Raw genomic sequence first — 22231 nt, forward strand, 5'->3', positions numbered from 1 at the left:
TTCCATTACCAACGATTTATTCTGAGGAAATTTGGATATGCAAAAATGATTATATTACAGTTAAAATAAAAAAAGACCTTCAATTGAAGGCTACAATATAACAAATGTCTCGCACTGTTCAAAACATGAAATTAGAGGATATGGTTGTGAAGCGAAAAACAATCTTATGTGTCAGTAAAAGAAGTACTGAGTGGCTGGAATTAATTTAACTGTAGATGTCTATCAAACGTTTAGTCAACCACAGATTTCATGATAAAAAATTCTCTACTGCTCTATAATTAACGGAAATAGACTGTTACGTAGTTGTCGAAAACTGCGAAACAGATGGAGAGGTGACTGAAGAATGGATTTTAAATTTTACAAAGTAGAAGTGCTTATTCCTGAAACCTTTATCGTTCCACTTAGAAACCTACATTCCCGGAGATTTATACCAATAATCAAGCCTGATTCCTTATAAATCAAGGGAATCAGGCTTTTTTGCGCTTGCTTTTTTTACCAAAACATGGTATAATTATACCATGTTTTGGAGGGATGAAGATGTCGCTGGTTCATTTGAAAAACAAGAAGAATGGTGTGACCTATGTATATGAATCCGTTGGATATTGGGACAAGGAGAAAAAACAGACACGAAACCATCGGAAATGTATTGGTAAACTGGATCCGAAAACTGGGAAACTGATTCCATCTAAAAAGTATACCGAAGGTCTGAAAGACCTTCTGAACCAGAAAAAGAAGAAACGGGGACCGGTTCCGTCAGTTACTTATCAGCGTCGTTTCTACGGGGCAACTTACCTGTTTGACGCCATCGGCGCCAAGCTTGGAATCACAGAAGATCTGGCGCGATGCTTTCCAAAGTCCTATCAGCAGATTCTTTCGCTGGCTTATTATCTGGTGCTGGAAGATCGCAATCCGATGAGTCGTTTTCCCCGCTGGGCGAAAACCCATGTGCATCCCTATGGTAAAAATATGCCCTCTCAGAGGAGCAGTGAACTGTTTGGCTCAATCACGGAAAATGCCAAACACCATTTCTTTATTCTCCAGAGCAAACGGCGTATCCATGAAGAGTATCTGGCTTATGACACCACCTCCGTTTCATCCTATTCCAAAGCACTGAAGCAAGTCCGCTACGGTAAGAATAAGGATCATGATCCGCTGCCGCAGATTAACCTGGCGCTCCTTTATGGAGAGACCTCCGGTCTGCCGGTGGCTTATCGTAAACTGCCGGGGAATATTTCTGATGTCAAAACCATACGGACACTGCTCGCTGATGTGGACTTTCTCAAACAGAAGAAAGTGAAAGTGGTCATGGACCGTGGCTTTTACAGTGAGAAGAATATTAATGCTTTTTATCAGGATCATGTCAAATTCTTGATGGGTGTCCGAGTGTCACTGAAATTCGTTCGTCAAAAGTTAAACGCTGTCCGTCAGAGCATGATTACCCGTGCTCATTATGCTTCCGACTGCAATCTCTATTATCAATCTTTCCTGACCGACTGGGACTATACCGAGGTCAAAAAGCGATCCGGGCAAATCATCACTGGCAAGAAAAGGCTGTACCTTCATCTTTTCTATAATGACCAAAAGGCAACCGACGATAAGATGGCGTTCAATAAACTGTTGGACCGTCTGGAAGAAGAGCTGCAGTCCGGCAGGAGAGAACCTGAACATGAAAAGCTATATTCACGTTACTACGAATGGAAGGAAACGCCCGTAAGGGGGCTCTCCCTGACGCCAAAAAACGAAGCCATAGCTAAAGCAGAAAGGGACTTTGGTTATTTCGCACTGATTTCTAATGGAATCAAAGATCCCATTGAGGCACTGGAAGTTTATCGAACAAAGGATCTGATCGAGAAAGCCTTCGGTAATTTAAAGGAACGACTGAACCTGCGTCGGACTTCTGTTTCCTCTGAGGAAAATCTGGAAGGCAAACTTTTCGTCCAGTTCATTGCCCTGTTCTATCTTTCGTACATAAAAAAGGCCATGAGCGATCATCATCTGTTCAAACAGTACACCATTCAGGAACTTCTGGATGAACTGGACGTAATCGAACAGTACAGTCAACCCGGTGGTCACACCCATTTGGGTGAGTTGACAAAGAAACAGACGAATCTTTATCAATACCTTGATGTGGATTCGCCTGCCTTGGTATAATTTCACGGGAATTCAGGTTAGAAATAAATTGAATGAAGCTGGAGTTCTTACAGTTGGGAAGTATGACAATGTTATATCATATTCAAAAGTAAAGGGATATTGGCGACCATTAGAGGGGGCTAATCCATATGACGGCGTAATTGGTCAAATAACCTCGGGAACCGAGTGCAAAATGGAGTTTAGATGTCATCTTAAAGAAGTGGCTTTTGTTAAAAGTATAATCAAAGAAGTTCATCCATACGAAGAGCCAATCATTAATATAATTCCTTCGTTATGAGAAAAGATTATTTCACAGTCTAACGTCACTGCGCAACAGAACCTTTCAAGGTATCTATAAATAAATTCCTTATCGGTGAGAAAATCTTTCGCAACAAAATGAATGAGCATATAAAAAAACACCTCTCACAGTTTCAGCGCTCACTATGGAAACTGGTCTTGGCAATACCCTTTGGATCGGATCTATCCCTAACTACTTTACTAATAGCAAGCGATTTTAGAGGAAAAACCCTTATACACCGCGCTTTTAAGCTTCCAACTGGACTTGAACCAGCGACCCTTTCTTACCATAACTGCGCCGGTTGTTTTTGTTAATATGTTACAGTATGATAAAGCCCGATATAATAGGGCTTTTAATCTGTTTAGTTGGCTGTGGTTGATAAAAAACAGGCTTTTACGTTTGATTTTTGCCTCCGAATCTGCCCCGCTTTAAGCCCTCACTCGGCGGATCTGCTGGCTCTCCAATTTTGGACAGTCAACTCGGCTCAAATTTGAGCGGTGCAGTCCCGCCCATTGCATCTTTTACACGTTACCGGGTATAATAAAGGCACAGGGAACATAAAATAAAACCGCCAGTGCGTGAACACTGACGGAATGGCAACATCCGCACAGAGCGGAACGGCGCTTTTAATCAAAGAGATTCATACAGAAAATGATCCGCTTCAATCAAAGCCACTGCGAATGGCATATGAAGCGGATCATTTCTTTTTATTTGACAGCATCAGCACCAGCACTGCAAAACTAATCATCAATGTTAATGCTTGAAATACTGTCATCGGCTTCACCCCCTTTCAGAGGGCATCACCGCATCCGCTCATATGCTTCATCTATTGCCTGTGTTGATTATAGCATGTCACCCCCAATTTGGGGGGCTAAATCAAATTTTGCGTTTATTCGAGACGTAGCCAGCATGTTCGACACGTTCAAAGAAAAAGAAAGCCATTAAAAGAAGCCGACAAGGGAATCATCCTTACCGGCTGTTTTCATGCTTTTTTTCATATTATTTTTCAAATCTGCAGCCAAATCTGCCCCCAAACCCATTTTCACATAAAAACAGCGGGATACCGGGCACCCGATAAACCCCGCTGTTATCACGTTTTTTGTTTAAGCTTCCAACTGGACTTGAACCAGCGACCCCTTCCTTACCATGGAAGTGCTCTACCGAACTGAGCTATGGAAGCATTGGCTCCACAGGCAGGGTTCGAACCTGCGACCAATCGGTTAACAGCCGATTGCTCTACCGCTGAGCTACTGTGGAACAATAAATATGGACTATGTATATTATAATGAACCTTTCCTTACCATGGAAGTGGTCTCATTAATAAAAATCATATAAATATAAACAGGTCGCCATCATTTCTGATGGTTTCCTGTCATTTATCATTTGCCTGGCAGTGACCTACTCTCACAGGGGGGCAACCCCCCACTACCATCGGCACAGAAGAGCTTAACGACCGTGTTCGGGATGGGAACGGGTGTGACCTCTTCGCTATGACCGCCAGACTGAAAATCACCCGGGGTCGGGCGACCCCTCAAAACCGGTAACGAAAGATACAGCACGTCTTTTTTTTCTTTTGTCCGCTGACTTTGGGTTAAGCCCTCGGCCGATTAGTATCTGTCCGCTTCACGCGTCACCGCGCTTCCACTCCAGACCTATCCACCTCATCATCTCTGAGGGGCCTTACCAGCTTAAAGCTGTGGGAAATCTCATCTTGGAGGGGGCTTCATGCTTAGATGCTTTCAGCACTTATCCCGTCCACACATAGCTACCCAGCGTCTGCTCCTGGCGGAACAACTGGTACACCAGCGGTGTGTCCATCCCGGTCCTCTCGTACTAAGGACAGCTCTCCTCAAATTTCCTGCGCCCGCGACGGATAGGGACCGAACTGTCTCACGACGTTCTGAACCCAGCTCGCGTACCGCTTTAATGGGCGAACAGCCCAACCCTTGGGACCTACTTCAGCCCCAGGATGCGATGAGCCGACATCGAGGTGCCAAACCTCCCCGTCGATGTGAACTCTTGGGGGAGATAAGCCTGTTATCCCCAGGGTAGCTTTTATCCGTTGAGCGATGGCCCTTCCATGCGGTGCCACCGGATCACTAAGCCCGACTTTCGTCCCTGCTCGACTTGTGGGTCTCGCAGTCAAGCTCCCTTGTGCCTTTACACTCTGCGAATGATTTCCAACCATTCTGAGGGAACCTTTGGGCGCCTCCGTTACCTTTTGGGAGGCGACCGCCCCAGTCAAACTGCCTGCCTGACACTGTCTCCGGACCGGATCACGGTCCCGGGTTAGAATGTCGGTATCGAAAGGGCAGTATCCCACCGGCGCCTCAGCCGAACCTGGCGGTCCGGCGTCAAAGGCTCCTGCCTATCCTGTACAATCGATACCCACATCCAATATCAGGCTGCAGTAAAGCTCCATGGGGTCTTTCCGTCCTGTCGCGGGTAACCTGCATCTTCACAGGTACTATAATTTCACCGGGTCTCTCGTTGAGACAGTATCCAAATCGTTACACCTTTCGTGCGGGTCGGAACTTACCCGACAAGGAATTTCGCTACCTTAGGACCGTTATAGTTACGGCCGCCGTTTACTGGGGCTTCGGTTCAAAGCTTCTCCCCGAAGGGATGACCTCTCCTCTTAACCTTCCAGCACCGGGCAGGTGTCAGCCCCTATACATCACCTTTCGGTTTAGCAGAAACCTGTGTTTTTGGTAAACAGTCGCTTGGATCTTTTCACTGCGGCTCAAAGGGCCCGAAGGCCCTTTGAGCACCCCTTCTCCCGAAGTTACGGGGTGATTTTGCCGAGTTCCTTAACGAGAGTTCTCCCGAGCGTCTCAGAATTCTCTTCTTGCCCACCTGTGTCGGTTTGGGTACGGGCGCTGGTTCACTCGCCAGAGGCTTTTCTAGGCAGTGTAGGTTGTGGCCCTTCGGTACTTAAATTTCCCTCCTCATCACCGTCCGGCCTCAGGCAGCGGGATTTGCCTCGCTGCCAGCCTCGCGGCTTGAACGCACGCTTCCATCCGTGCGCTGACCTCGCCTTCCTGCGTCCCCCCCTTCACTCAAACGTGTTCCAGCGGTACAGGAATATCCACCTGTTGTCCATCGCCTACGCCTTTCGGCCTCGGCTTAGGCCCCGACTGACCCTGGGCGGACGAACCTTCCCCAGGAACCCTCGGGCTTTCGACGGAGGAGATTCTCACTCCTCTTTTCGTTACTCATACCGGCATTCTCACTTCCAGACGCTCCAGCCTGCCTTCCGGCAGACCTTCCCGGCCTCTGGAACGCTCCCCTACCATGACTCTGAAAGAGTCATCCGCGGCTTCGGTGCTGCGCTTAGCCCCGTTACATTTTCGGCGCGGCGCCACTCGACCAGTGAGCTATTACGCACTCTTTAAATGGTGGCTGCTTCTGAGCCAACATCCTGGTTGTCTGGGCAACGCCACATCCTTTCCCACTCAGCGCAAACTTAGGGACCTTAGCCGGCGGTCCGGGCTGTTTCCCTTTCGACGACGGATCTTATCACTCGCCGTCTGACTCCCGGAGCCTGAGCGTCTGGCATTCGGAGTTTGACTGAACTCGGTAATCCTGTGGGGACCCCTTATTCAATCAGTGCTCTACCTCCAGACCTCTTTCTCCGAGGCTAGCCCTAAAGCTATTTCGGGGAGAACCAGCTATCTCCGTGTTCGATTGGCATTTCACCCCTACCCACACCTCATCCCCGCATTTTTCAACATGCGTGGGTTCGGGCCTCCATCCAGTGTTACCTGGACTTCACCCTGGACATGGGTAGATCACACGGTTTCGGGTCGGCAACCCTGAACTCATTCGCCCTCTTCAGACTCGCTTTCGCTGCGGCTCCGCCTCTCCGGCTTAACCTTGCTCAGAATCGCCACTCGCCGGTCCATTCTACAAAAGGTACGCTGTCACCCCCGAAGGGGCTCCAACTACTTGCAGGCACACGGTTTCAGGATCTCTTTCACTCCCCTTCCGGGGTGCTTTTCACCTTTCCCTCACGGTACTGGTTCACTATCGGTCACTGGGGAGTATTTAGCCTTGGGAGACGGTCCTCCCGGCTTCCGACGGGGTTTCTCGTGTCCCGCCGTACTCAGGATCCACTCCGGAGAGCGCGCCTCTTCGGCTACAGGGCGTTTGCCTTCTTCGGCCGGCCCTTCCAGGCCATTCGCCTGAAACGCGCTTTTCTGACTCCATGCGGAGTGTCCTACAACCCCAGGGGGCAAGCCCCCTGGTTTGGGCTGTTTCCTTTTCGCTCGCCACTACTCGGGAAATCGCATTTGCTTTCTCTTCCTCCGGGTACTGAGATGTTTCAGTTCCCCGGGTCTGCCTTGACGCCCCTATGAATTCAGTGCGTCATCCTGTCCGTCAGGACAGGGGGTTTCCCCATTCGGAAATCTCCGGATCAAAGCCCACTTACAGCTCCCCGGAGCTTATCAGAGTTCGTTCCGTCCTTCATCGGCTCCCAGTGCCAAGGCATCCACCGTGTGCCCTTTAAAACTTAACCACCGACACAATCATTGATCATGTCCTGGACAAAATGGAATTCTTGACGTGTTTTCTGTATCTTTCGTTATCCAGTTTTCAAGGATCGTCCCGCGTGCCCTGCGGCACGCCGGGTATTGAAGGAATGACTCCTTCAAAACCAAACAAAAGCGCAAACGTTTCGCTATCGATCGTTTCCTTAGAAAGGAGGTGATCCAGCCGCACCTTCCGATACGGCTACCTTGTTACGACTTCACCCCAATCATTTGTCCCACCTTCGGCGGCTGGGCCCATAAAGGTTCCCGCACCGACTTCGGGTGTTACAAACTCTCGTGGTGTGACGGGCGGTGTGTACAAGGCCCGGGAACGGATTCACCGCGGCATGCTGATCCGCGATTACTAGCAATTCCGGCTTCATGCAGGCGGGTTGCAGCCTGCAATCCGAACTGGGGGCGGCTTTATGGGATTGGCTCAGCCTCGCGACCTCGCTGCCCTTTGTACCGCCCATTGTAGCACGTGTGTAGCCCAGATCATAAGGGGCATGATGATTTGACGTCATCCCCACCTTCCTCCGGTTTGTCACCGGCAGTCACCCTCGAGTGCCCAACTGAATGCTGGCAACCAGGGTCAAGGGTTGCGCTCGTTGCGGGACTTAACCCAACATCTCACGACACGAGCTGACGACAACCATGCACCACCTGTCACTTCGTCCCCCGAAGGGGAAAACCCGATCTCTCGGGCGGTCGAAGGATGTCAAGACCTGGTAAGGTTCTTCGCGTTGCTTCGAATTAAACCACATGCTCCACTGCTTGTGCGGGCCCCCGTCAATTCCTTTGAGTTTCAGCCTTGCGGCCGTACTCCCCAGGCGGAATGCTTAATGTGTTAACTTCAGCACTAAGGGGTTGGACCCCCCTAACACCTGGCATTCATCGTTTACGGCGTGGACTACCAGGGTATCTAATCCTGTTCGCTCCCCACGCTTTCGCACCTCAGCGTCAGTAACAGACCAGAGAGCCGCCTTCGCCACTGGTATTCCTCCACATCTCTACGCATTTCACCGCTACACGTGGAATTCTACTCTCCTCTTCTGTACTCAAGCTCCCCAGTTTCCAATGCCCGCCTGCAGTTGAGCTGCAGAATTTCACATCAGACTTAAGAAGCCGCCTGCGCGCGCTTTACGCCCAATAATTCCGGACAACGCTTGCCACCTACGTATTACCGCGGCTGCTGGCACGTAGTTAGCCGTGGCTTTCTGGCCGGATACCGTCACGACGCGGACATTTCCTCCCGCATCCGTTCTTCTCCGGCAACAGAGCTTTACGATCCGAAAACCTTCTTCGCTCACGCGGCGTTGCTCCATCAGACTTTCGTCCATTGTGGAAGATTCCCTACTGCTGCCTCCCGTAGGAGTTTGGGCCGTGTCTCAGTCCCAATGTGGCCGATCACCCTCTCAGGTCGGCTATGCATCGCAGCCTTGGTGGGCCGTTGCCCCGCCAACAAGCTAATGCACCGCGGGCCCATCAGTCAGTGATGGCCGAAACCATCTTTCAGCTCCGCACCATGCGGTGCGGAGGATCATCCGGTATTAGCTGCGGTTTCCCACAGTTATCCCAGTCTGACCGGCAGGTTGCCCACGTGTTACTCACCCATCCGCCGCTCACCTCAGGGAGCAAGCTCCCCTCTGTGCGCACGACTTGCATGTATTAGGCACGCCGCCAGCGTTCGTCCTGAGCCAGGATCAAACTCTCCAAAAAAGTGTTGCTTCTTCCGGATCCCTTTCGGCATCCGGGTCAGTCTTTTTCGTTCATCAGATCCATAGCAAATTGAATTGATCAGGGGATAAACCCCTTAAATCACGCTTGGCTTTTGTTCAGTTTTCAAGGAACATTCTCTTCGTCGCTTATCTCAGGCGACCTAAATAATTATACTTTGTTATCTTCATGTTGTCAACACCTTTTTTTAAAATCAGAATGTCGACGCATGCATTGACGCATACATTTCTGAAAGACAACAATGATGATTATACCAGCTGATTCTTTTTTGTCAATCATTTATGCCCATTCTATAATATTCCTTATTTTTCCACACCGTAAGCATCGCTGCACGTCCACATATTCAGGCAGGCCTGGACATAGAATGGTACAAACATCAGGAACGGGGTGGATAGCTCATGTTATGGGTTGTGAACGGAAAGAAGCTGAAAAACCTGTTTTTCATTATTATCGCTGCCTTTTTTGCGGCTCTGATCCTGTTTGTCCAGAAACAGGAATTGAGCGTATTCACGCCAGTTAAACAATCCGGTGCCCTGGCCAAAGTTGAAACGAAACAGAAACATCTGGCACTGACGTTTGACAGTAACTGGGGTGACAGGCAGATCGGGCTGATTTTAAAAACATTGAAAGACGAGAACGTGAAAGCTACTTTTTTCTTCTCCGGTGAATGGGCGGAACGTCATCCTGAAATCATCAGAAAAGCCCTTAAAGACGGCCACGAGGTTGAATCGCACGGAATGAGACATGAAGATTACACGCAGCTTGATATTGAAAAAGTCAGGCGGGATATGCTTTTCTCCGGTGCAACACTCTATAAAACAGGTGGCACAAGACCCGTGATGATTCGCCCACCCTACGGAAAAATTAATGAGACTGTCTTACAGGCAGCAAAAAGTCTTAACCTGCAGCTTGTTCTCTGGAGTGTCAATCCCCAGGATGAGATGAATCCAGGCTATAAAGAGATTGTCCACAGCGTTCTGAAAGATGCCGGAAAAGGGGATATTATCCGGCTTCATGCTTCCGATTCAGCAAAACAGACCTATCGGGCATTGCCCTTCATTATTCGTGAACTGGAAAACAGAGGGTATACCTTTGTCACTGTTCAAACCCTGATGGCCGACGGGAAGTCCAGCCATCGGCTGCTTGACTGATTCGATCACTCGGCGTTTTCCGCCTTTTCAGCCTGCTTCTGTAACACTTTTGTTATCGCATCTGACAGCTCCTTCTGAAACATGGGACCCGCGACCGTCTCCTGAAGGATCTTCTCCATTTGTTTACGAAATGGTTTGGTTTTCTGCAGTTCAAGATAGCCCTTCTGCAGTTCGGGATCCTTCAGAATGTCAATCATCATGCCCTGATAATCAGGATCCTTCATCATTTTTTTTAGCAGCTGTTCATTCTCCTTTTCCATCGTCTTTGCCAGCTTCCGGGAAAAGTCGGGGTCTTCCAGGAGTTCCTGCCAGACTTTGTGTCCTTCATCTGTTGTCAGCGTCTCAATAATGGTCTGTTTTACCGTCGTATCATTCATGACGACTGCAGATCTCAGTTCTTTGTCCTGCAACATTTCTTTCAGCGTGTCTCTGCCTTCATCGGTACGCAGCATATCCAGTACCATCCGTTTGCTGTCTTTATAAGTGGACGTCTCTTCTCCGCATCCGGACAGGATGATAAGGATAATAGCTGAGAAGACAATCACTGCTTTCTTTATCATGAACATGGCCCTCCTCACACATCCACCGTTAATATGTGAGGATCCCGCTACTTTATTCTCTGAGTATAAAAAAAGAGACACTCAATGGAGCGCCTTTTCTATTCAGCCATTGGATGATTCCACTTTCCGAAGAATTTTTTCAGCTATTTTGTCATAAATCCCGGCAACAGGGTCATCCTTGAAATAAACACCCGGGGCAAAAATTTCCGGATGGGGATCAGGCTGACGGAGGGGTAATCTGCCCAGAAGATCAGTCTGCAGAAGATCACTGAGTTTGTCACCGCCACCCTGGCCAAAGACATGTTCTCTTTCCCCGGTTTTTCGACTTTCAAAATAAGACATGTTTTCAATGACACCCAGAATCTCGTGCTTCGTTTTTACAGCCATTTGACCCGCCCGGGCTGCGACAAATGCGGCTGTCGGATGCGGTGTTGTCACAATAATCTCTTTAGAATGCGGAAGTCTGCTGTGCACATCCATGGCGACATCACCCGTACCCGGCGGAAGATCAAGAATCAGATAATCCAGATCGCCCCAGTCAACATCATGGAAAAAGTTATTCAGCATTTTTCCGAGCATCGGCCCGCGCCAGATCACAGGGGAATTGTTTTCTACAAAGAAACCCATGGAAATCACTTTGACACCAAAACGGTCGACCGGAATAATCCGGTTATGCGCCACCGCCGGTCGATTTTCGATACCCATCATGTCAGGCACGCTGAATCCGTAAATATCGGCATCCAGGAGTCCGGTTTTTTTCCCTTTTCGTGCGAGCGCGAGGGCCAGATTAACGGAAACCGTTGACTTGCCGACGCCACCCTTACCACTTGCGACAGCAATAAAAACCGTCTTATTTTCAGGGGAAAGCAGTGTCGGTGCTTCCCTGGGAAATCCACCGAGTGCTCTGATCTCGTCTTCACTGAGTTGTGTAAAACGCATGCCGACCGATCCGGCTCCCGCCTCTTTCAGTTTCGATGAGATTTCAACCTGAATCTGCATCTGTTTGACACGATCTGCCTTACTCAATGCAATCTTCATACTGACAAGGTCCTCTTTAATCTTCAGCTCACGCAAGGCACCTGTCTCCATCAGATTTTTATGTAAAAAAGGATCCTGAACGGTCTTCAGTACTTCTTCGATCTTTTGCTGATCTATCATCGATATTCCAGTCCTCCCGTGTCATCGTTTTCATATCCAGTATACCAGACATCTGTGTTCATGACGTGAAAAAAGGCCGGAGTATTTACTCATCAGCAGGTGTTTTTTCAGACGTGAAATAGCGCATAATCCCCTGGCTGATGGCATGTGCCGCCTTCCTCTGATAATTTTTCTGAATCAGCAGATGACGCTCATCCGGGTTAGATAAAAAACCGACCTCAACAAGTGCTGCAGGAGGGGCGGCTTTTTTTAACAGATACACGTGGCCGATCGGTCTGGCATAGCGGTCCGTATTGCCCAGATTCTTCTTCAGCGAGTCCTGAATAAACCGGGCGAACTTCTGATTTTTTATCGACTTCGGGTGATAAAAGGTCTGCGCACCGCGCCAGCGGGCAGAAGGGATGGCATTCATATGGATACTGATGAACGCATCCGGACTGGATGTCTGGATCAGTCTGGCACGACGCATCAGATCCTGCGTTTTATGGCGTCCGGTATAATCTTCATCCGACAGGTCTCTGTCGCTGTCCCGGGTCATGATGACAAGAGCCCCTGCTTCCTGAAGATAGTTGCGGATATCCCGGGCAATGGCAAGCGCGATTTCTTTCTCTTCGGTTTCACCGCCGACTGCACCGCCATCTGGACCACCATGGCCGGCATCAACCACAAGCACACGTCCGGAAAGTGGCAGATTCCATGCCTTCCAGGTGTGCATACTGGTGATCAGCCAGCCGACGGCCACAACCACGGACAATGCACCAACAACCAGTATCCCCGCCAGCCACTTCCGTCTCATTTGCCCTGCCCCCTTGTCCTGCTTTGTCTCTTGGACATGTATATGGGCAAAATCGCCTTTTATGACGTACTTAATGTAATTTCATTCTCAGACGTTTCACGGATAAATCAAAACCGTCCAGCCACCATCCATGCAAAAAGGTTCTGCATGCCTGATCAATCCCGCGCAGTTCTTCCGGATCGGTTGACCAGAAACGCCAGAAATCAAAGAAATCTTCATGCAGCATATCGAATTTCGGTTGACTCCGTTCAAATACCACCTCTTCCCGTTCACCATAAAAACCGAAGCGCCCCATCGATGAGCCCAGCAGAAAAGATTCAAGCGCGTATTCTGCGCACATCTCCATGGCCATACTGCTGCCCGTAGGCAGAGCACTCAGATACCGATCGAAAGTATGATGAATCGCGCTCTGGATCTTCTCAAAGGAGAGATCCTGAAGTGCCCGCCTCTCTGAATGTATTTGTTTATCCCGCTTCTTTTTCTGAAAATCCATAACAACAGCCATCAATTTTCCCTCCTTTCCCTTTATCATCCGACGGAGTCGCGATTTTAAAACGTAACAGCTTTTGCCATCCCTTTATGTGGCAAAAGTCCGGTTTTAAAAAAAATTTTCCGACTGGCAAGCTGCAGGTGCCGACAGAGACTTCATTTTTCCGATCCTTTTCGCAAAAAATTTGTATTTTCTTTAAAGGTAAAAAAAAATAAGCCCGGTAAACGGACTTATAGAAAAATGAAACTAAAGAGAGTACTCCACTACTCACTTATGACATTACACTTTTCGACTATATGATCGCGGATTTTGTTAAATTTCACATGAAGAAAACCGTGTCGACCGGCAGGTCATAAACCTGGCCGGAGCCTTAGTTTATCTGTAAAAGCAAAAACTCCCGGCTAAAAAACCGGGAGTTGCAAAACATATATAAAAAACAGATCAGCGTTTTGAGAACTGCGGTGCGCGACGGGCGCCCTTGAGTCCATATTTTTTACGTTCTTTCATTCTTGGGTCACGGGTCAGGAAGCCTGCCTTCTTCAATACCGGGCGATATTCCGGATCTGCCTTCAGAAGCGCACGGGCAACACCATGACGGATCGCACCAGCCTGACCGGTAAATCCTCCGCCTTTCACGTTAACCAGCACGTCATATCTTCCTTCTGTTTCTGTTGAAACAAGAGGCTGTTTCAGAATCGTGCGCAGTGTTTCAAGGTTGAAGTAGTCATCCGCATTACGGCCATTAACGACGACTTTTCCGTCACCCGGAACGAGCCTGACGCGGGCAACTGAATTCTTACGACGGCCGGTACCGGTATATTGTAATTGTGCCATTCTTATTTCCCCCTCCTTATCCACGAAGTGTGTAAACTTCAGGTTTTTGTGCGGCATGCGGATGTTCCGCGCCTTCATATACGTGCAGTTTCAGGAACATTTTGTGTCCAAGACTGTTGTGAGGAAGCATGCCCTTAATGGTACGTTCGAGCATTTCCCTTGAACGCGTCTCACGCATTTGCTGGGCTGAACGGGCCTTAATGCCTCCCGCAAAGCCTGAATGACGAATATACTGTTTGGTCTGCAGTTTTCTGCCTGTCAGACGAATTTTTTTCGCATTAATAATAATCACATTGTCACCGACGTCCGCATGAGGCGTATAAGTCGGTTTATTCTTGCCGCGCAGTATCGCTGCGACCTGGCTTGCAAGGCGGCCGAGAATCTGGCCGTCCGCATCAATAACCAGCCATTTGCGGTCAGCTGATGCTGTTGTAGCCATATATGTTGTACGCACTACTGTTTCCTCCCTGATTACATTCATATTCTCTCAGCGACCCACAACCGCTTAGAGCCGGAAATGATCAATTTCCGTTTCCGTTCATGATTCTATTTGATCCAATATATTTTGGGGCTAATAGTGGTCAAATCAGAAATGCCGAAGTATATTTTATAACACACAGACTTGATTGTCAATCACTGATAATTTTTCGGGAGAAAGAATTAATAGATCACCCGCCACAATGTCAGCCCATGGGCAGGTGCCGTCTTTGACGCTGCCTGCCTGTCTTTTCCTTCAATGATTCGGCCAACGCTCTCCGGTACCCGTGCATGCAGACCGACATCCAGAAGTGTCCCTGTGACGATCCGAACCATCTGGTAGAGAAAACCGCTTCCGACGATACGGATCACGGTCTCATCAGGATCCACAGGGAAAATCTCCAGTTCATAAACCGTCCGGACTTTATTCCTGACGCTTGTATTTGCCGCACAGAAGCAGGAAAAATCATGCGTGCCGACAATATACTGTGCCGCTTCATTCATTTTCCCAAGATCCAGTTTATCAGGGACGTGCAGGGTGTAAAGTCGTCTGAACAGATCTGGCTGCGGTCTGGTCAGCAGACGATATCTGTATTCTTTTTTCCTGACATCATACCGGGCATGAAAAGATTCCGGTACCCGTTCCGTCCTGAAAATATGGATATCTTCCGGCAAAAGGCTGTTCAGCGCCAGCGTCCAGTGATCGACCGGAATCTTAAGCGGACTGCTGAAATGGAAGACCTGACCTTTCGCATGAACGCCCCGGTCCGTACGCCCCGAGGCTGTGATTTTTATCTGGCTGCCATGATGCATTCGGGAAAGGGCCAACTGAATTTCGCTCTGAACGGTGCGTTTTTCCGGCTGCACCTGATAACCATAGAAATGCGTTCCATCATAGGAAACCGTGCATTTGAGTTTATCCATTATGTTAACCTGCCTTCAGCTTCGGACAAGAATCAGTACGACAGTCAGTAAGCCGAGCAGGACCATCAGTTCCGTGTCCCGGTGCCCCCAGCTCAGTTTATGAAGCCGCGTCCGCCCGGCCTCCCCGTGATAGCCCCTGGCTTCCATCGCCATCGAAAGGTCTTCAGCTCTCTTAAACGCACTGACAAATAGTGGGACGAGCAGGGGGACAACCGCCTTCATCCGGTTTTTCACGGAGCCGCTGGAAAAATCAGAGCCACGGGCAGCCTGCGCCTTGATAATCTTCTCCGTTTCTTCCAGAAGTGTTGGAATAAAACGCAACGAGATCGACATCATCAGGGCAAATTCATGGACCGGAAACTTCAGCTTTTTCAGTGGCCCAAGTAAGCTTTCCATGCCATCCGTTATTTCTATCGGCGAGGTCGTCAGAGTCAGAAGAGTCGTCATGATAATAATCACTAAAATTCTGATGGAAATAAATATCGACTGGATTAGTCCATTAAGATAAATATGAAACCAGCCCAGGCTGAACAGGAGCGGTCCTCCCGTCGTAAAAAAGAGGTTCAGGAAAAAAGTCAGGAGAACGATGAAAAAGACGGCCTTTAGTCCCCTGTAAATAAATTTAAACGAGACTTTCGAGAAAATAATCCCCGCAACACAGAAAAGCAGCAATAATCCGTTAGTGACCCAGTTATTAGCCAGAAAGACAATGATGACAAATAAAAAAATGGAAATCAGTTTTGAACGCGGATCCAGCTGGTGGATAAATGACTTCAGCGGAACATATTGTCCGATCACAAGATTAAACATGGTCAGCGCCTCCATTCAGAATCCGGATAACCGTATCAGCCGTTTCATTGAGTGTGAATACCGGACCTGTTTTTTTCCTGCGGCCCATTTTTTGGTTCAGCTGATCCAGAAACAGCATGGTCTGCGGGGCGTCCAGTCCGGCCTGATGCAGCTCCTCTTCCCTGGAAAATACGTCTTCAGGTTTCCCGTCCATTATTTTCTTCCCATGATTCATCACAATCACCTGATCGGAATATAAAGCGGCATCGTTCATATTGTGTGTGACCATAATAATGGTTGTTTTTCTCTCTTTATTCAGTCCGAGAAATAGCTGCAGAATCTCCTCCCGGCCCCTCGGATCAAGGCCGGCTGTGGGTTCATCAAGAATGATTGCCTCGGGGTGCGCTGCCAGTACACCTGCAATAGCCACGCGGCGCATCTGGCCTCCACTGAGATCGAACGGTGACCGTTGCCAGTATGGGGAAGGAATACCGACCCGTGTCAGACTTTCTTCTGCTCTCTTCACCGCTTCGTCCTGCGGCACACCGAAGTTTATCGGCCCAAAACAGACATCCTTGATGATTGTTTCATCAAACAGCTGATGTTCCGGATACTGGAAAACAAAACCCACTTTCGCTCTCAGAGTCCTGAGATCCTGTTTCTTTTTATCTGCTGTCAGGTTATACGAACCAACGACCACTTTCCCGAAGAAGGTTTGAGTAATCCGTCGATATGCTGGACAAGAGTAGATTTTCCTGATCCAGTTTGACCGATAATGGACGTAAATGAACCGGACGGGATACGAAGATTAATATCATCCAGGGCTTTACGCGCAAACGGTGACCCCGGGTTGTAGATGTGGTTTACTTTTGTGAACGTAATGTCCATAATTCATTCACCAACTCTTCCTGGGTTAATGCATGATCCGATAAACCGACCCCTTTTTCCCTGAGCAAATTCCGCAGCTTTATGGAAAAGGGCAGATCAAGACCGATTTTTTCCAGCAGTTCCGGTGTCTGGAAGATCTCACGCGGACCACCTTCCCGGATCATTCTGCCATTATTCATCACAAGGACACGGTCCGCGTAGATCGCTTCATTCAGATCGTGAGTAATGGATAGTACGGTGATTCCGCGTGTTCTGTTCAGGGTTCGCATCGTCCTGATGATTTCTCTTCTGCCCTCAGGGTCGAGCATAGAAGTTGCTTCGTCAAGAATGATAATCATCGGCTGCAGGGCAACAATACCGGCTATGGCCACACGCTGCTTCTGTCCTCCGGAAAGCCGGTGGGGTTCCTGACTGGCGAACTGATCCATCCGGACCAGTTTAAGCGATTCTTTAAGCCTTTTAATCATTTCATCACGCGGAATCCCATGGTTCTCCATTCCAAAAGCGACATCATCCTGCACCGTTGCGCCGACAAACTGGTTATCCGGATTTTGAAAAACCATACCCACTTGTCGCCGGATTTCCCAGATTGCTGATTTATCCCTCGTATCATAGCCACCGACATGGACCGTCCCTTTCTGAGGAAGGAGCAGCCCGTTCAGGCATTTGGCCAGTGTGGACTTACCGGATCCGTTGTGACCAATGATGGCCAGCCATTCACCCCGATTAACCGAAAAACTGACATCCTGCAACACCCATGGGTGATCTTCTGTATATTGGTAAGATACATTGTCGACTTTAATGATTTTCTCCATTACACGCTCGGACTCCCCTCATCCTGTTCTTCTCTATGTACCGGAAATGTCTGGACGACATCTCCAGACGCTCATCTCATCATCTCGGCCGAAGAAGAACCTGGTAAAGCCAGGACCCTCTGGCACCGGCTGAGCCATTTGCAGTGTAAAAAAAAGGCAGAAAACAGGTCCCTCTCGGAGCCATGCCTCTGCCCGTTGTGTCTGGTACATTATTTTACCAGTTCGATAATAGCCTGTTCCGCACCATCGCCCTTGCGCGGACCTGTTTTAAGAACACGTGTGTAACCACCCTGGCGTTCTTCATAGCGTTTTGCTATGTCATCGAACAGCTTTTGAAGCGCATTCTGACCGGATTCCTGGTCAGCCACTTCTTTACGGACAAAAGCAGCCGCCTGACGACGCGCATGAAGATCACCGCGCTTAGCCAGCGTAATCATCTTCTCAACGATCGGCCTCAGTGCCTTAGCCTTAGCGTGGGTTGTCTGAATCCGTTCATTAATTATCAAATCGGTCGTCAGATCACGGAACAATGCCTTCCTCGCTGCCGAGTCCCGGCCCAGTTTTGCATATGCCATGTACCTGTACCTCCTTTTTTCAACCTGGTTTCTTCTTTTTTGCGCAAAAAAGAGAAATATTGACTTGATCACCGTCTGTTATTCTTCAACTCTAAGTCCAAGCCCAAGTTCATTCAGTTTCTCTTCCACTTCTTCAAGAGATTTACGGCCGAGGTTTCTGACTTTCATCATGTCCTCTTCTGATTTCTGAGTCAGTTCCTGAACTGTGTTGATCCCGGCACGCTTCAGGCAATTATAGGAGCGTACGGAAAGGTCAAGTTCTTCGATCGTCATCTCAAGTACTTTTTCTTTTTTATCTTCTTCTTTTTCAATCATGATCTCAGCGGTCTGAGCCTGATCAGTCAGTCCGACAAAAATATTCAGATGTTCGGTCAGAATCTTTGCCGCAAGGGATACAGCTTCTTCAGGGCGAATACTGCCGTCTGTCCATACGTCAAGCGTCAGCTTGTCATAATTGGCTACCTGACCCACTCTTGTTTTCTCTACCTGATAGTTTACACGCTCAATCGGTGTATAAATAGAATCGACCGGAATGACACCAATTGGCAGGTCCTCAGATTTGTTCCTTTCAGCAGGAACATATCCGCGACCTTTTTTTGCCGTCATTCTGACATGAAAATGCGCGCCCGCATCAACATGCGCGATCTCCAGTTCCGGATTCAGAATCTCAACATCACTGTCGTGAATAATATCAGCGGCTGTCACTTTTCCTTCTCGCTTAACGTCGATTTCCAGTGTCTTTTCTTCATCTGAATAGATCTTCAAAGCCAGCTTCTTGATATTCAGAATGATCGCCGTTACATCTTCTACAACGCCTTCGATAGTGGAAAATTCGTGAAGCACCGTATCAAACTGAACGGTCGTAACAGCCGCGCCCGGGAGGGAAGAAAGCAAAATTCGACGTAAAGAATTACCCAGAGTCGTACCGTATCCACGTTCGAGCGGCTCCACAACAAACTTGCCGTAACTTCCGTCGTCTGCTATCTCAACCGTATCGATCTTTGGTTTTTCGATCTCAATCATCAAAAATGAACCCTCCTTCAAACGTCGAAATCATGGCTCTTCAGGGCCAGAATTTCCCGATTATACCTGTTTCAGGTTTACGGCTCGCTTCTTTCACATATTAATAGCATTATGAACGGATCGCCTTCATGCTATACACGGAGAGATCAGACGCGACGACGCTTCGGTGGACGGCATCCGTTATGAGGAATCGGGGTTACATCGCGGATCGTTGTGACTTCAAGGCCCACTGCCTGAAGTGCGCGGATTGCGGCTTCACGTCCGGCCCCTGGTCCCTTGACAGACACTTCGATTGTCTTCATTCCACTGTCCAGCGCGCTCTTGCCTGCCGCTTCAGCAGCGGTCTGAGCCGCAAAAGGTGTCGATTTTTTGGATCCCTTGAATCCGAGACCTCCTGCACTTGCCCATGAGATCGCATTACCATGGGGATCGGTAATTGTAACAATCGTATTATTGAATGTGGAGCGGATATGTGCCACCCCGTTTTCCACATTTCTCTTAATGCGGCGCTTACGCGTACGTTGTTGTTTAGCCATAAATGTTTTTACCCTCCTTCACTTATTTTCTTTTATTAGCCATCGTGCGCTTCGGGCCTTTACGCGTACGAGAATTATTCTTTGTGTTCTGTCCACGGACAGGAAGTCCGCGACGATGACGGATACCTCTGTAGGATCCGATTTCAATCAGTCTCTTGATATTCAGAGAAACTTCGCGGCGCAGGTCACCTTCCACACGATAGTGGTTAACGACTTCACGAATACGTGTCTGTTCTTCTTCAGTCAGATCGCGTACACGTGTATCTTCAGAGACCTTTGCTTCCGCCAGAATCTTCTTCGCTGTTGTCAGACCAATACCATAAATATAGGTCAGAGAAATAACGACTCTTTTTTCTCTTGGAATATCGACACCTGCAATACGAGCCATGCGTTAAAGCACCTCCTTTTCAGCCTTGTCTCTGCTTATGCTTTGGATTTTCGCAAATCACCATGACAACGCCCTTACGACGCACAATCTTGCACTTCTCACACATCTTTTTAACTGATGGTCTGACTTTCATCGATGAAACCTCCTTATTTCATGCAGAGCATCTTCTGATTATTTATGTCTGAACGTTATACGGCCACGTGACACATCATAAGGCGACAATTCAACTGTAACCTTATCACCGGGGAGAATGCGAATAAAATGCATACGAATTTTGCCCGATACATGTGCCAGTATTTTATGACCGTTTTCCAATTCGACACGGAACATCGCATTCGGTAACGGTTCAACTACGGTGCCTTCAACTTCAATGACATCTTCCTTAGCCATCGGCTGACTCACCCTTCCTGTTATTACTGAGTCTGCCATCCAGATAATGTGCGATGGCAAATCTGAGTTTTCCATTTGTTACGCGTCCTGTTTCCTGCAAGCTCTTCTGAACTTCGACAGATACATACGATTGAAGATCAAGATGGCTGATGTTCTTCTTTTTTGCATGATCAAACTTGCGACGGTTACCATCCGCAATTTCAACGTAACGGTCGTCAATAAGTTTTACAATGACAAAAAAAGAACCGGTCTCTTTCCCCTTAATACCTGGACAAGTTGTCCGGGGACAGGCCGAGGAGCCTGATCACTACCCATCAATCATCACCTTCACTTAATGCTTTGTCAAGATTTCATGCCCATCGTCCGTAATAACCAGCGTATGCTCAAAATGAGCACATCTTTTTCCGTCCTGTGTTTCGATTGTCCAGTCGTCATCTCCAACGATCCAGATATCTCGCGTGCCCTCATTGACCAAGGGTTCAATTGCCAGCACCATTCCGGGTAACAGGACCGGACCCTGACCGGGTTTCCCATAATTGGGTACATCGGGTTCTTCATGGAGATGACGACCGATGCCGTGGCCGGTCAACTCATGAACTACTGAATATCCGTAAGACGCCACACAGGACTGAACCGCATAGGATATGTTCGTCAGACGGGACCCCGGACGGGCTTCTGCCATACCGTTGTCGAGTGCAGTTTCTGCTGCTTCAAGCAGTCTGCGATCTTCTTCGGCTATGTGCCCTGCCGGATATGTCCAGGCAGAATCCGCATGAAAGCCTTCATACCGGGCACCAATATCAATCGTGATGATGTCTCCGTCCTGCAGGATACAGGAACCGGGAATTCCGTGCGCCAGCTGATTGTTAACGGATGTGCAGATGCTGTTGGCATAACCGTCAAAACCTTTGAAAGATGGCTCTGCTCCGGCCTTTCTGATCAAGCGCTCTGCTAGCAGGTCGAGCTCAATCGTAGAAATCCCCGGACGTATTGCCTGTTGCAGTTGATTAAGTGTATCAGCAACAATTTGTCCGGCCTGACGAATTTTCTCAATCTCGCTCTCAGTTTTCAGTTGAATCACTCAGCCTCCGACTCCAGAATCTGCGAAATATCCTTGAATACGGCCTGAATGGACTGATCACCGTTCACCGTCTTTAACACATTCTTCTTTTCATAGAAAGAAACAAGTGGCTCCTGCTGCTTCATATTCACCTGCAGTCTTTCATGAACCGTGGCCGGGCGGTCGTCCGAACGCTGCTTCAGAGCACTGCCGCATCTGTCGCATATGCCCTCTTGTTTCGGCGGGTTGAAAATCAGATGATAACTTGCTCCGCAATTTGGGCAGACACGACGTCCCGTCAGACGGGCAGCAAGTTTTTCCGGATCCACATTGATATCAAGCACCGCATCGATCTTTCTTCCGCCCTCAGCAAGCATCTCATCCAGTTTTTCAGCCTGCAAGACGGTTCTTGGAAAACCATCCAGCAGAAACCCTCTGTTGCAATCTTCCGCCGACAAGCGTTCCCGGACAATACCGACAGTCACATCATCAGGAACCAGTGCGCCTTTATCCATAAAGGACTTCGCTTTTTTCCCGAGTTCTGTTCCGTCTTTGATGGCCTGTCGGAACATATCACCTGTTGATATATGAGGAAAACCGAACTGTTCGACAATCCGATCAGCCTGCGTCCCCTTACCGGCGCCCGGAAGCCCCATTAATATCAGATTCATGTCACCACT

Annotated in this window: 23 protein-coding genes, 2 tRNA genes and 3 rRNA genes; 3 read left to right on the forward strand and 25 right to left on the reverse strand. The window is 48.6% G+C overall.

The annotated features are described in order from the left end of the window. Nucleotides 1–537 precede the first annotated feature (537 nt). Nucleotides 538–2151, forward strand: a complete 1614-nt coding sequence (locus ABNN70_RS03000; RefSeq protein WP_353948735.1) for an IS1634 family transposase — start codon at nucleotides 538–540, stop codon at nucleotides 2149–2151. After that, nucleotides 2126–2428, forward strand: coding sequence for a cytochrome C biogenesis protein (locus ABNN70_RS03005; protein WP_353949367.1), 303 nt, complete (start codon nucleotides 2126–2128; stop codon nucleotides 2426–2428). Before ABNN70_RS03000 ends, ABNN70_RS03005 begins: the two co-directional genes overlap by 26 nt. A gap of 697 nt (nucleotides 2429–3125) precedes the next feature. On the opposite strand, the gene ABNN70_RS03010 is transcribed toward ABNN70_RS03005, so the two are convergent. The 6 genes from ABNN70_RS03010 to ABNN70_RS03035 form a co-directional block, all read right to left on the reverse strand. Continuing rightward, complete coding sequence (locus ABNN70_RS03010; protein WP_353949368.1) at nucleotides 3126–3203, reverse strand: putative holin-like toxin; 78 nt, start codon at nucleotides 3201–3203, stop codon at nucleotides 3126–3128. A gap of 331 nt (nucleotides 3204–3534) precedes the next feature. Beyond that, nucleotides 3535–3608 (reverse strand) — tRNA-Thr (locus ABNN70_RS03015). A 2-nt stretch (nucleotides 3609–3610) separates the two neighbouring features. After that, nucleotides 3611–3685, reverse strand: a tRNA-Asn gene (locus ABNN70_RS03020). Between the two features lie 128 nt (nucleotides 3686–3813). Continuing rightward, nucleotides 3814–3930: ribosomal RNA gene (gene rrf / locus ABNN70_RS03025) — 5S ribosomal RNA — on the reverse strand. A gap of 85 nt (nucleotides 3931–4015) precedes the next feature. After that, nucleotides 4016–6947: ribosomal RNA gene (locus tag ABNN70_RS03030) — 23S ribosomal RNA — on the reverse strand. Nucleotides 6948–7128: 181 nt separating this feature from the next. Next, nucleotides 7129–8679 (reverse strand): 16S ribosomal RNA (locus ABNN70_RS03035). The 16S, 23S and 5S rRNA genes sit together here with 2 tRNA genes alongside, the layout of an rRNA operon. A gap of 416 nt (nucleotides 8680–9095) precedes the next feature. On the opposite strand from ABNN70_RS03035, the gene ABNN70_RS03040 reads away from it, so the two are divergent. Then, nucleotides 9096–9848, forward strand: a complete 753-nt coding sequence (locus ABNN70_RS03040) for a polysaccharide deacetylase family protein (RefSeq protein ID WP_353948736.1) — start codon at nucleotides 9096–9098, stop codon at nucleotides 9846–9848. 5 nt (nucleotides 9849–9853) lie between these two features. Here ABNN70_RS03040 and gerD read toward each other — a convergent pair whose 3' ends face one another. From gerD to ABNN70_RS03135, 19 genes are all read right to left on the reverse strand, one after another. After that, nucleotides 9854–10408 carry a spore germination lipoprotein GerD gene (gene gerD, locus ABNN70_RS03045; protein ID WP_353948737.1) on the reverse strand — a complete coding sequence of 185 codons (555 nt, stop codon included), beginning with the start codon at nucleotides 10406–10408 and terminating at the stop codon, nucleotides 9854–9856. 102 nt (nucleotides 10409–10510) lie between these two features. Next, on the reverse strand, nucleotides 10511–11566 hold the full coding sequence (locus ABNN70_RS03050) for an Mrp/NBP35 family ATP-binding protein (protein ID WP_353948738.1): 1056 nt from the start codon (nucleotides 11564–11566) through the stop codon (nucleotides 10511–10513). A gap of 85 nt (nucleotides 11567–11651) precedes the next feature. Next, on the reverse strand, nucleotides 11652–12362 hold the full coding sequence (gene cwlD / locus ABNN70_RS03055; protein WP_353948739.1) for an N-acetylmuramoyl-L-alanine amidase CwlD: 711 nt from the start codon (nucleotides 12360–12362) through the stop codon (nucleotides 11652–11654). A gap of 70 nt (nucleotides 12363–12432) precedes the next feature. Then, nucleotides 12433–12867 carry a DUF2521 family protein gene (locus ABNN70_RS03060; RefSeq protein ID WP_129930048.1) on the reverse strand — a complete coding sequence of 145 codons (435 nt, stop codon included), beginning with the start codon at nucleotides 12865–12867 and terminating at the stop codon, nucleotides 12433–12435. Between the two features lie 426 nt (nucleotides 12868–13293). After that, a complete protein-coding gene (rpsI, locus tag ABNN70_RS03065) occupies nucleotides 13294–13686 on the reverse strand; it encodes a 30S ribosomal protein S9 (RefSeq protein WP_129930047.1) in 393 nt (130 codons plus the stop codon). 16 nt (nucleotides 13687–13702) lie between these two features. After that, nucleotides 13703–14140 carry a 50S ribosomal protein L13 gene (rplM, locus tag ABNN70_RS03070; protein ID WP_129930046.1) on the reverse strand — a complete coding sequence of 146 codons (438 nt, stop codon included), beginning with the start codon at nucleotides 14138–14140 and terminating at the stop codon, nucleotides 13703–13705. A 206-nt stretch (nucleotides 14141–14346) separates the two neighbouring features. Then, complete coding sequence (gene truA, locus ABNN70_RS03075; protein ID WP_353948740.1) at nucleotides 14347–15087, reverse strand: tRNA pseudouridine(38-40) synthase TruA; 741 nt, start codon at nucleotides 15085–15087, stop codon at nucleotides 14347–14349. A gap of 15 nt (nucleotides 15088–15102) precedes the next feature. Further along, the gene (locus ABNN70_RS03080) at nucleotides 15103–15897 is read right to left on the reverse strand and encodes an energy-coupling factor transporter transmembrane protein EcfT (protein WP_353948741.1); all 795 of its coding nucleotides are present in this window, start codon (nucleotides 15895–15897) and stop codon (nucleotides 15103–15105) included. Then, on the reverse strand, nucleotides 15890–16576 hold the full coding sequence (locus tag ABNN70_RS03085; RefSeq protein WP_353948742.1) for an ATP-binding cassette domain-containing protein: 687 nt from the start codon (nucleotides 16574–16576) through the stop codon (nucleotides 15890–15892). Before ABNN70_RS03085 ends, ABNN70_RS03080 begins: the two co-directional genes overlap by 8 nt. Then, nucleotides 16552–16764 (reverse strand): ATP-binding cassette domain-containing protein, encoded by a 213-nt coding sequence (locus ABNN70_RS03090; protein WP_353948743.1) that lies wholly within the window; start codon nucleotides 16762–16764, stop codon nucleotides 16552–16554. The genes ABNN70_RS03085 and ABNN70_RS03090 overlap by 25 nt, the downstream gene beginning before the upstream one ends. After that, the gene (locus ABNN70_RS03095) at nucleotides 16740–17579 is read right to left on the reverse strand and encodes an energy-coupling factor ABC transporter ATP-binding protein (protein ID WP_129930042.1); all 840 of its coding nucleotides are present in this window, start codon (nucleotides 17577–17579) and stop codon (nucleotides 16740–16742) included. The genes ABNN70_RS03090 and ABNN70_RS03095 overlap by 25 nt, the downstream gene beginning before the upstream one ends. Before the next feature lie 209 nt (nucleotides 17580–17788). Next, the gene (gene rplQ / locus ABNN70_RS03100; protein ID WP_129930041.1) at nucleotides 17789–18154 is read right to left on the reverse strand and encodes a 50S ribosomal protein L17; all 366 of its coding nucleotides are present in this window, start codon (nucleotides 18152–18154) and stop codon (nucleotides 17789–17791) included. A 78-nt stretch (nucleotides 18155–18232) separates the two neighbouring features. Beyond that, nucleotides 18233–19177, reverse strand: a complete 945-nt coding sequence (locus tag ABNN70_RS03105) for a DNA-directed RNA polymerase subunit alpha (protein WP_129930040.1) — start codon at nucleotides 19175–19177, stop codon at nucleotides 18233–18235. Between the two features lie 146 nt (nucleotides 19178–19323). Further along, on the reverse strand, nucleotides 19324–19713 hold the full coding sequence (gene rpsK / locus ABNN70_RS03110; RefSeq protein ID WP_129930039.1) for a 30S ribosomal protein S11: 390 nt from the start codon (nucleotides 19711–19713) through the stop codon (nucleotides 19324–19326). A 22-nt stretch (nucleotides 19714–19735) separates the two neighbouring features. Beyond that, the gene (gene rpsM, locus ABNN70_RS03115) at nucleotides 19736–20101 is read right to left on the reverse strand and encodes a 30S ribosomal protein S13 (protein WP_129930038.1); all 366 of its coding nucleotides are present in this window, start codon (nucleotides 20099–20101) and stop codon (nucleotides 19736–19738) included. A 19-nt stretch (nucleotides 20102–20120) separates the two neighbouring features. After that, a complete protein-coding gene (gene rpmJ / locus ABNN70_RS03120) occupies nucleotides 20121–20234 on the reverse strand; it encodes a 50S ribosomal protein L36 (protein WP_010024581.1) in 114 nt (37 codons plus the stop codon). Nucleotides 20235–20272: 38 nt separating this feature from the next. Then, nucleotides 20273–20491: a translation initiation factor IF-1 gene (gene infA, locus ABNN70_RS03125; protein WP_129930037.1), complete on the reverse strand. Its 219-nt coding sequence runs from the start codon at nucleotides 20489–20491 to the stop codon at nucleotides 20273–20275. Nucleotides 20492–20822: 331 nt separating this feature from the next. Then, entirely contained in the window at nucleotides 20823–21572 is a 750-nt protein-coding gene (gene map, locus ABNN70_RS03130; RefSeq protein ID WP_129930035.1) for a type I methionyl aminopeptidase, read from the reverse strand. Beyond that, the gene (locus ABNN70_RS03135; RefSeq protein WP_129930034.1) at nucleotides 21569–22222 is read right to left on the reverse strand and encodes an adenylate kinase; all 654 of its coding nucleotides are present in this window, start codon (nucleotides 22220–22222) and stop codon (nucleotides 21569–21571) included. The genes map and ABNN70_RS03135 overlap by 4 nt, the downstream gene beginning before the upstream one ends. Between the last annotated feature and the right edge of the window lie 9 nt (nucleotides 22223–22231).

Source organism: Sporolactobacillus sp. Y61 (assembly GCF_040529185.1).
Classification (GTDB): Bacteria; Bacillota; Bacilli; order Bacillales; family Sporolactobacillaceae; genus Sporolactobacillus.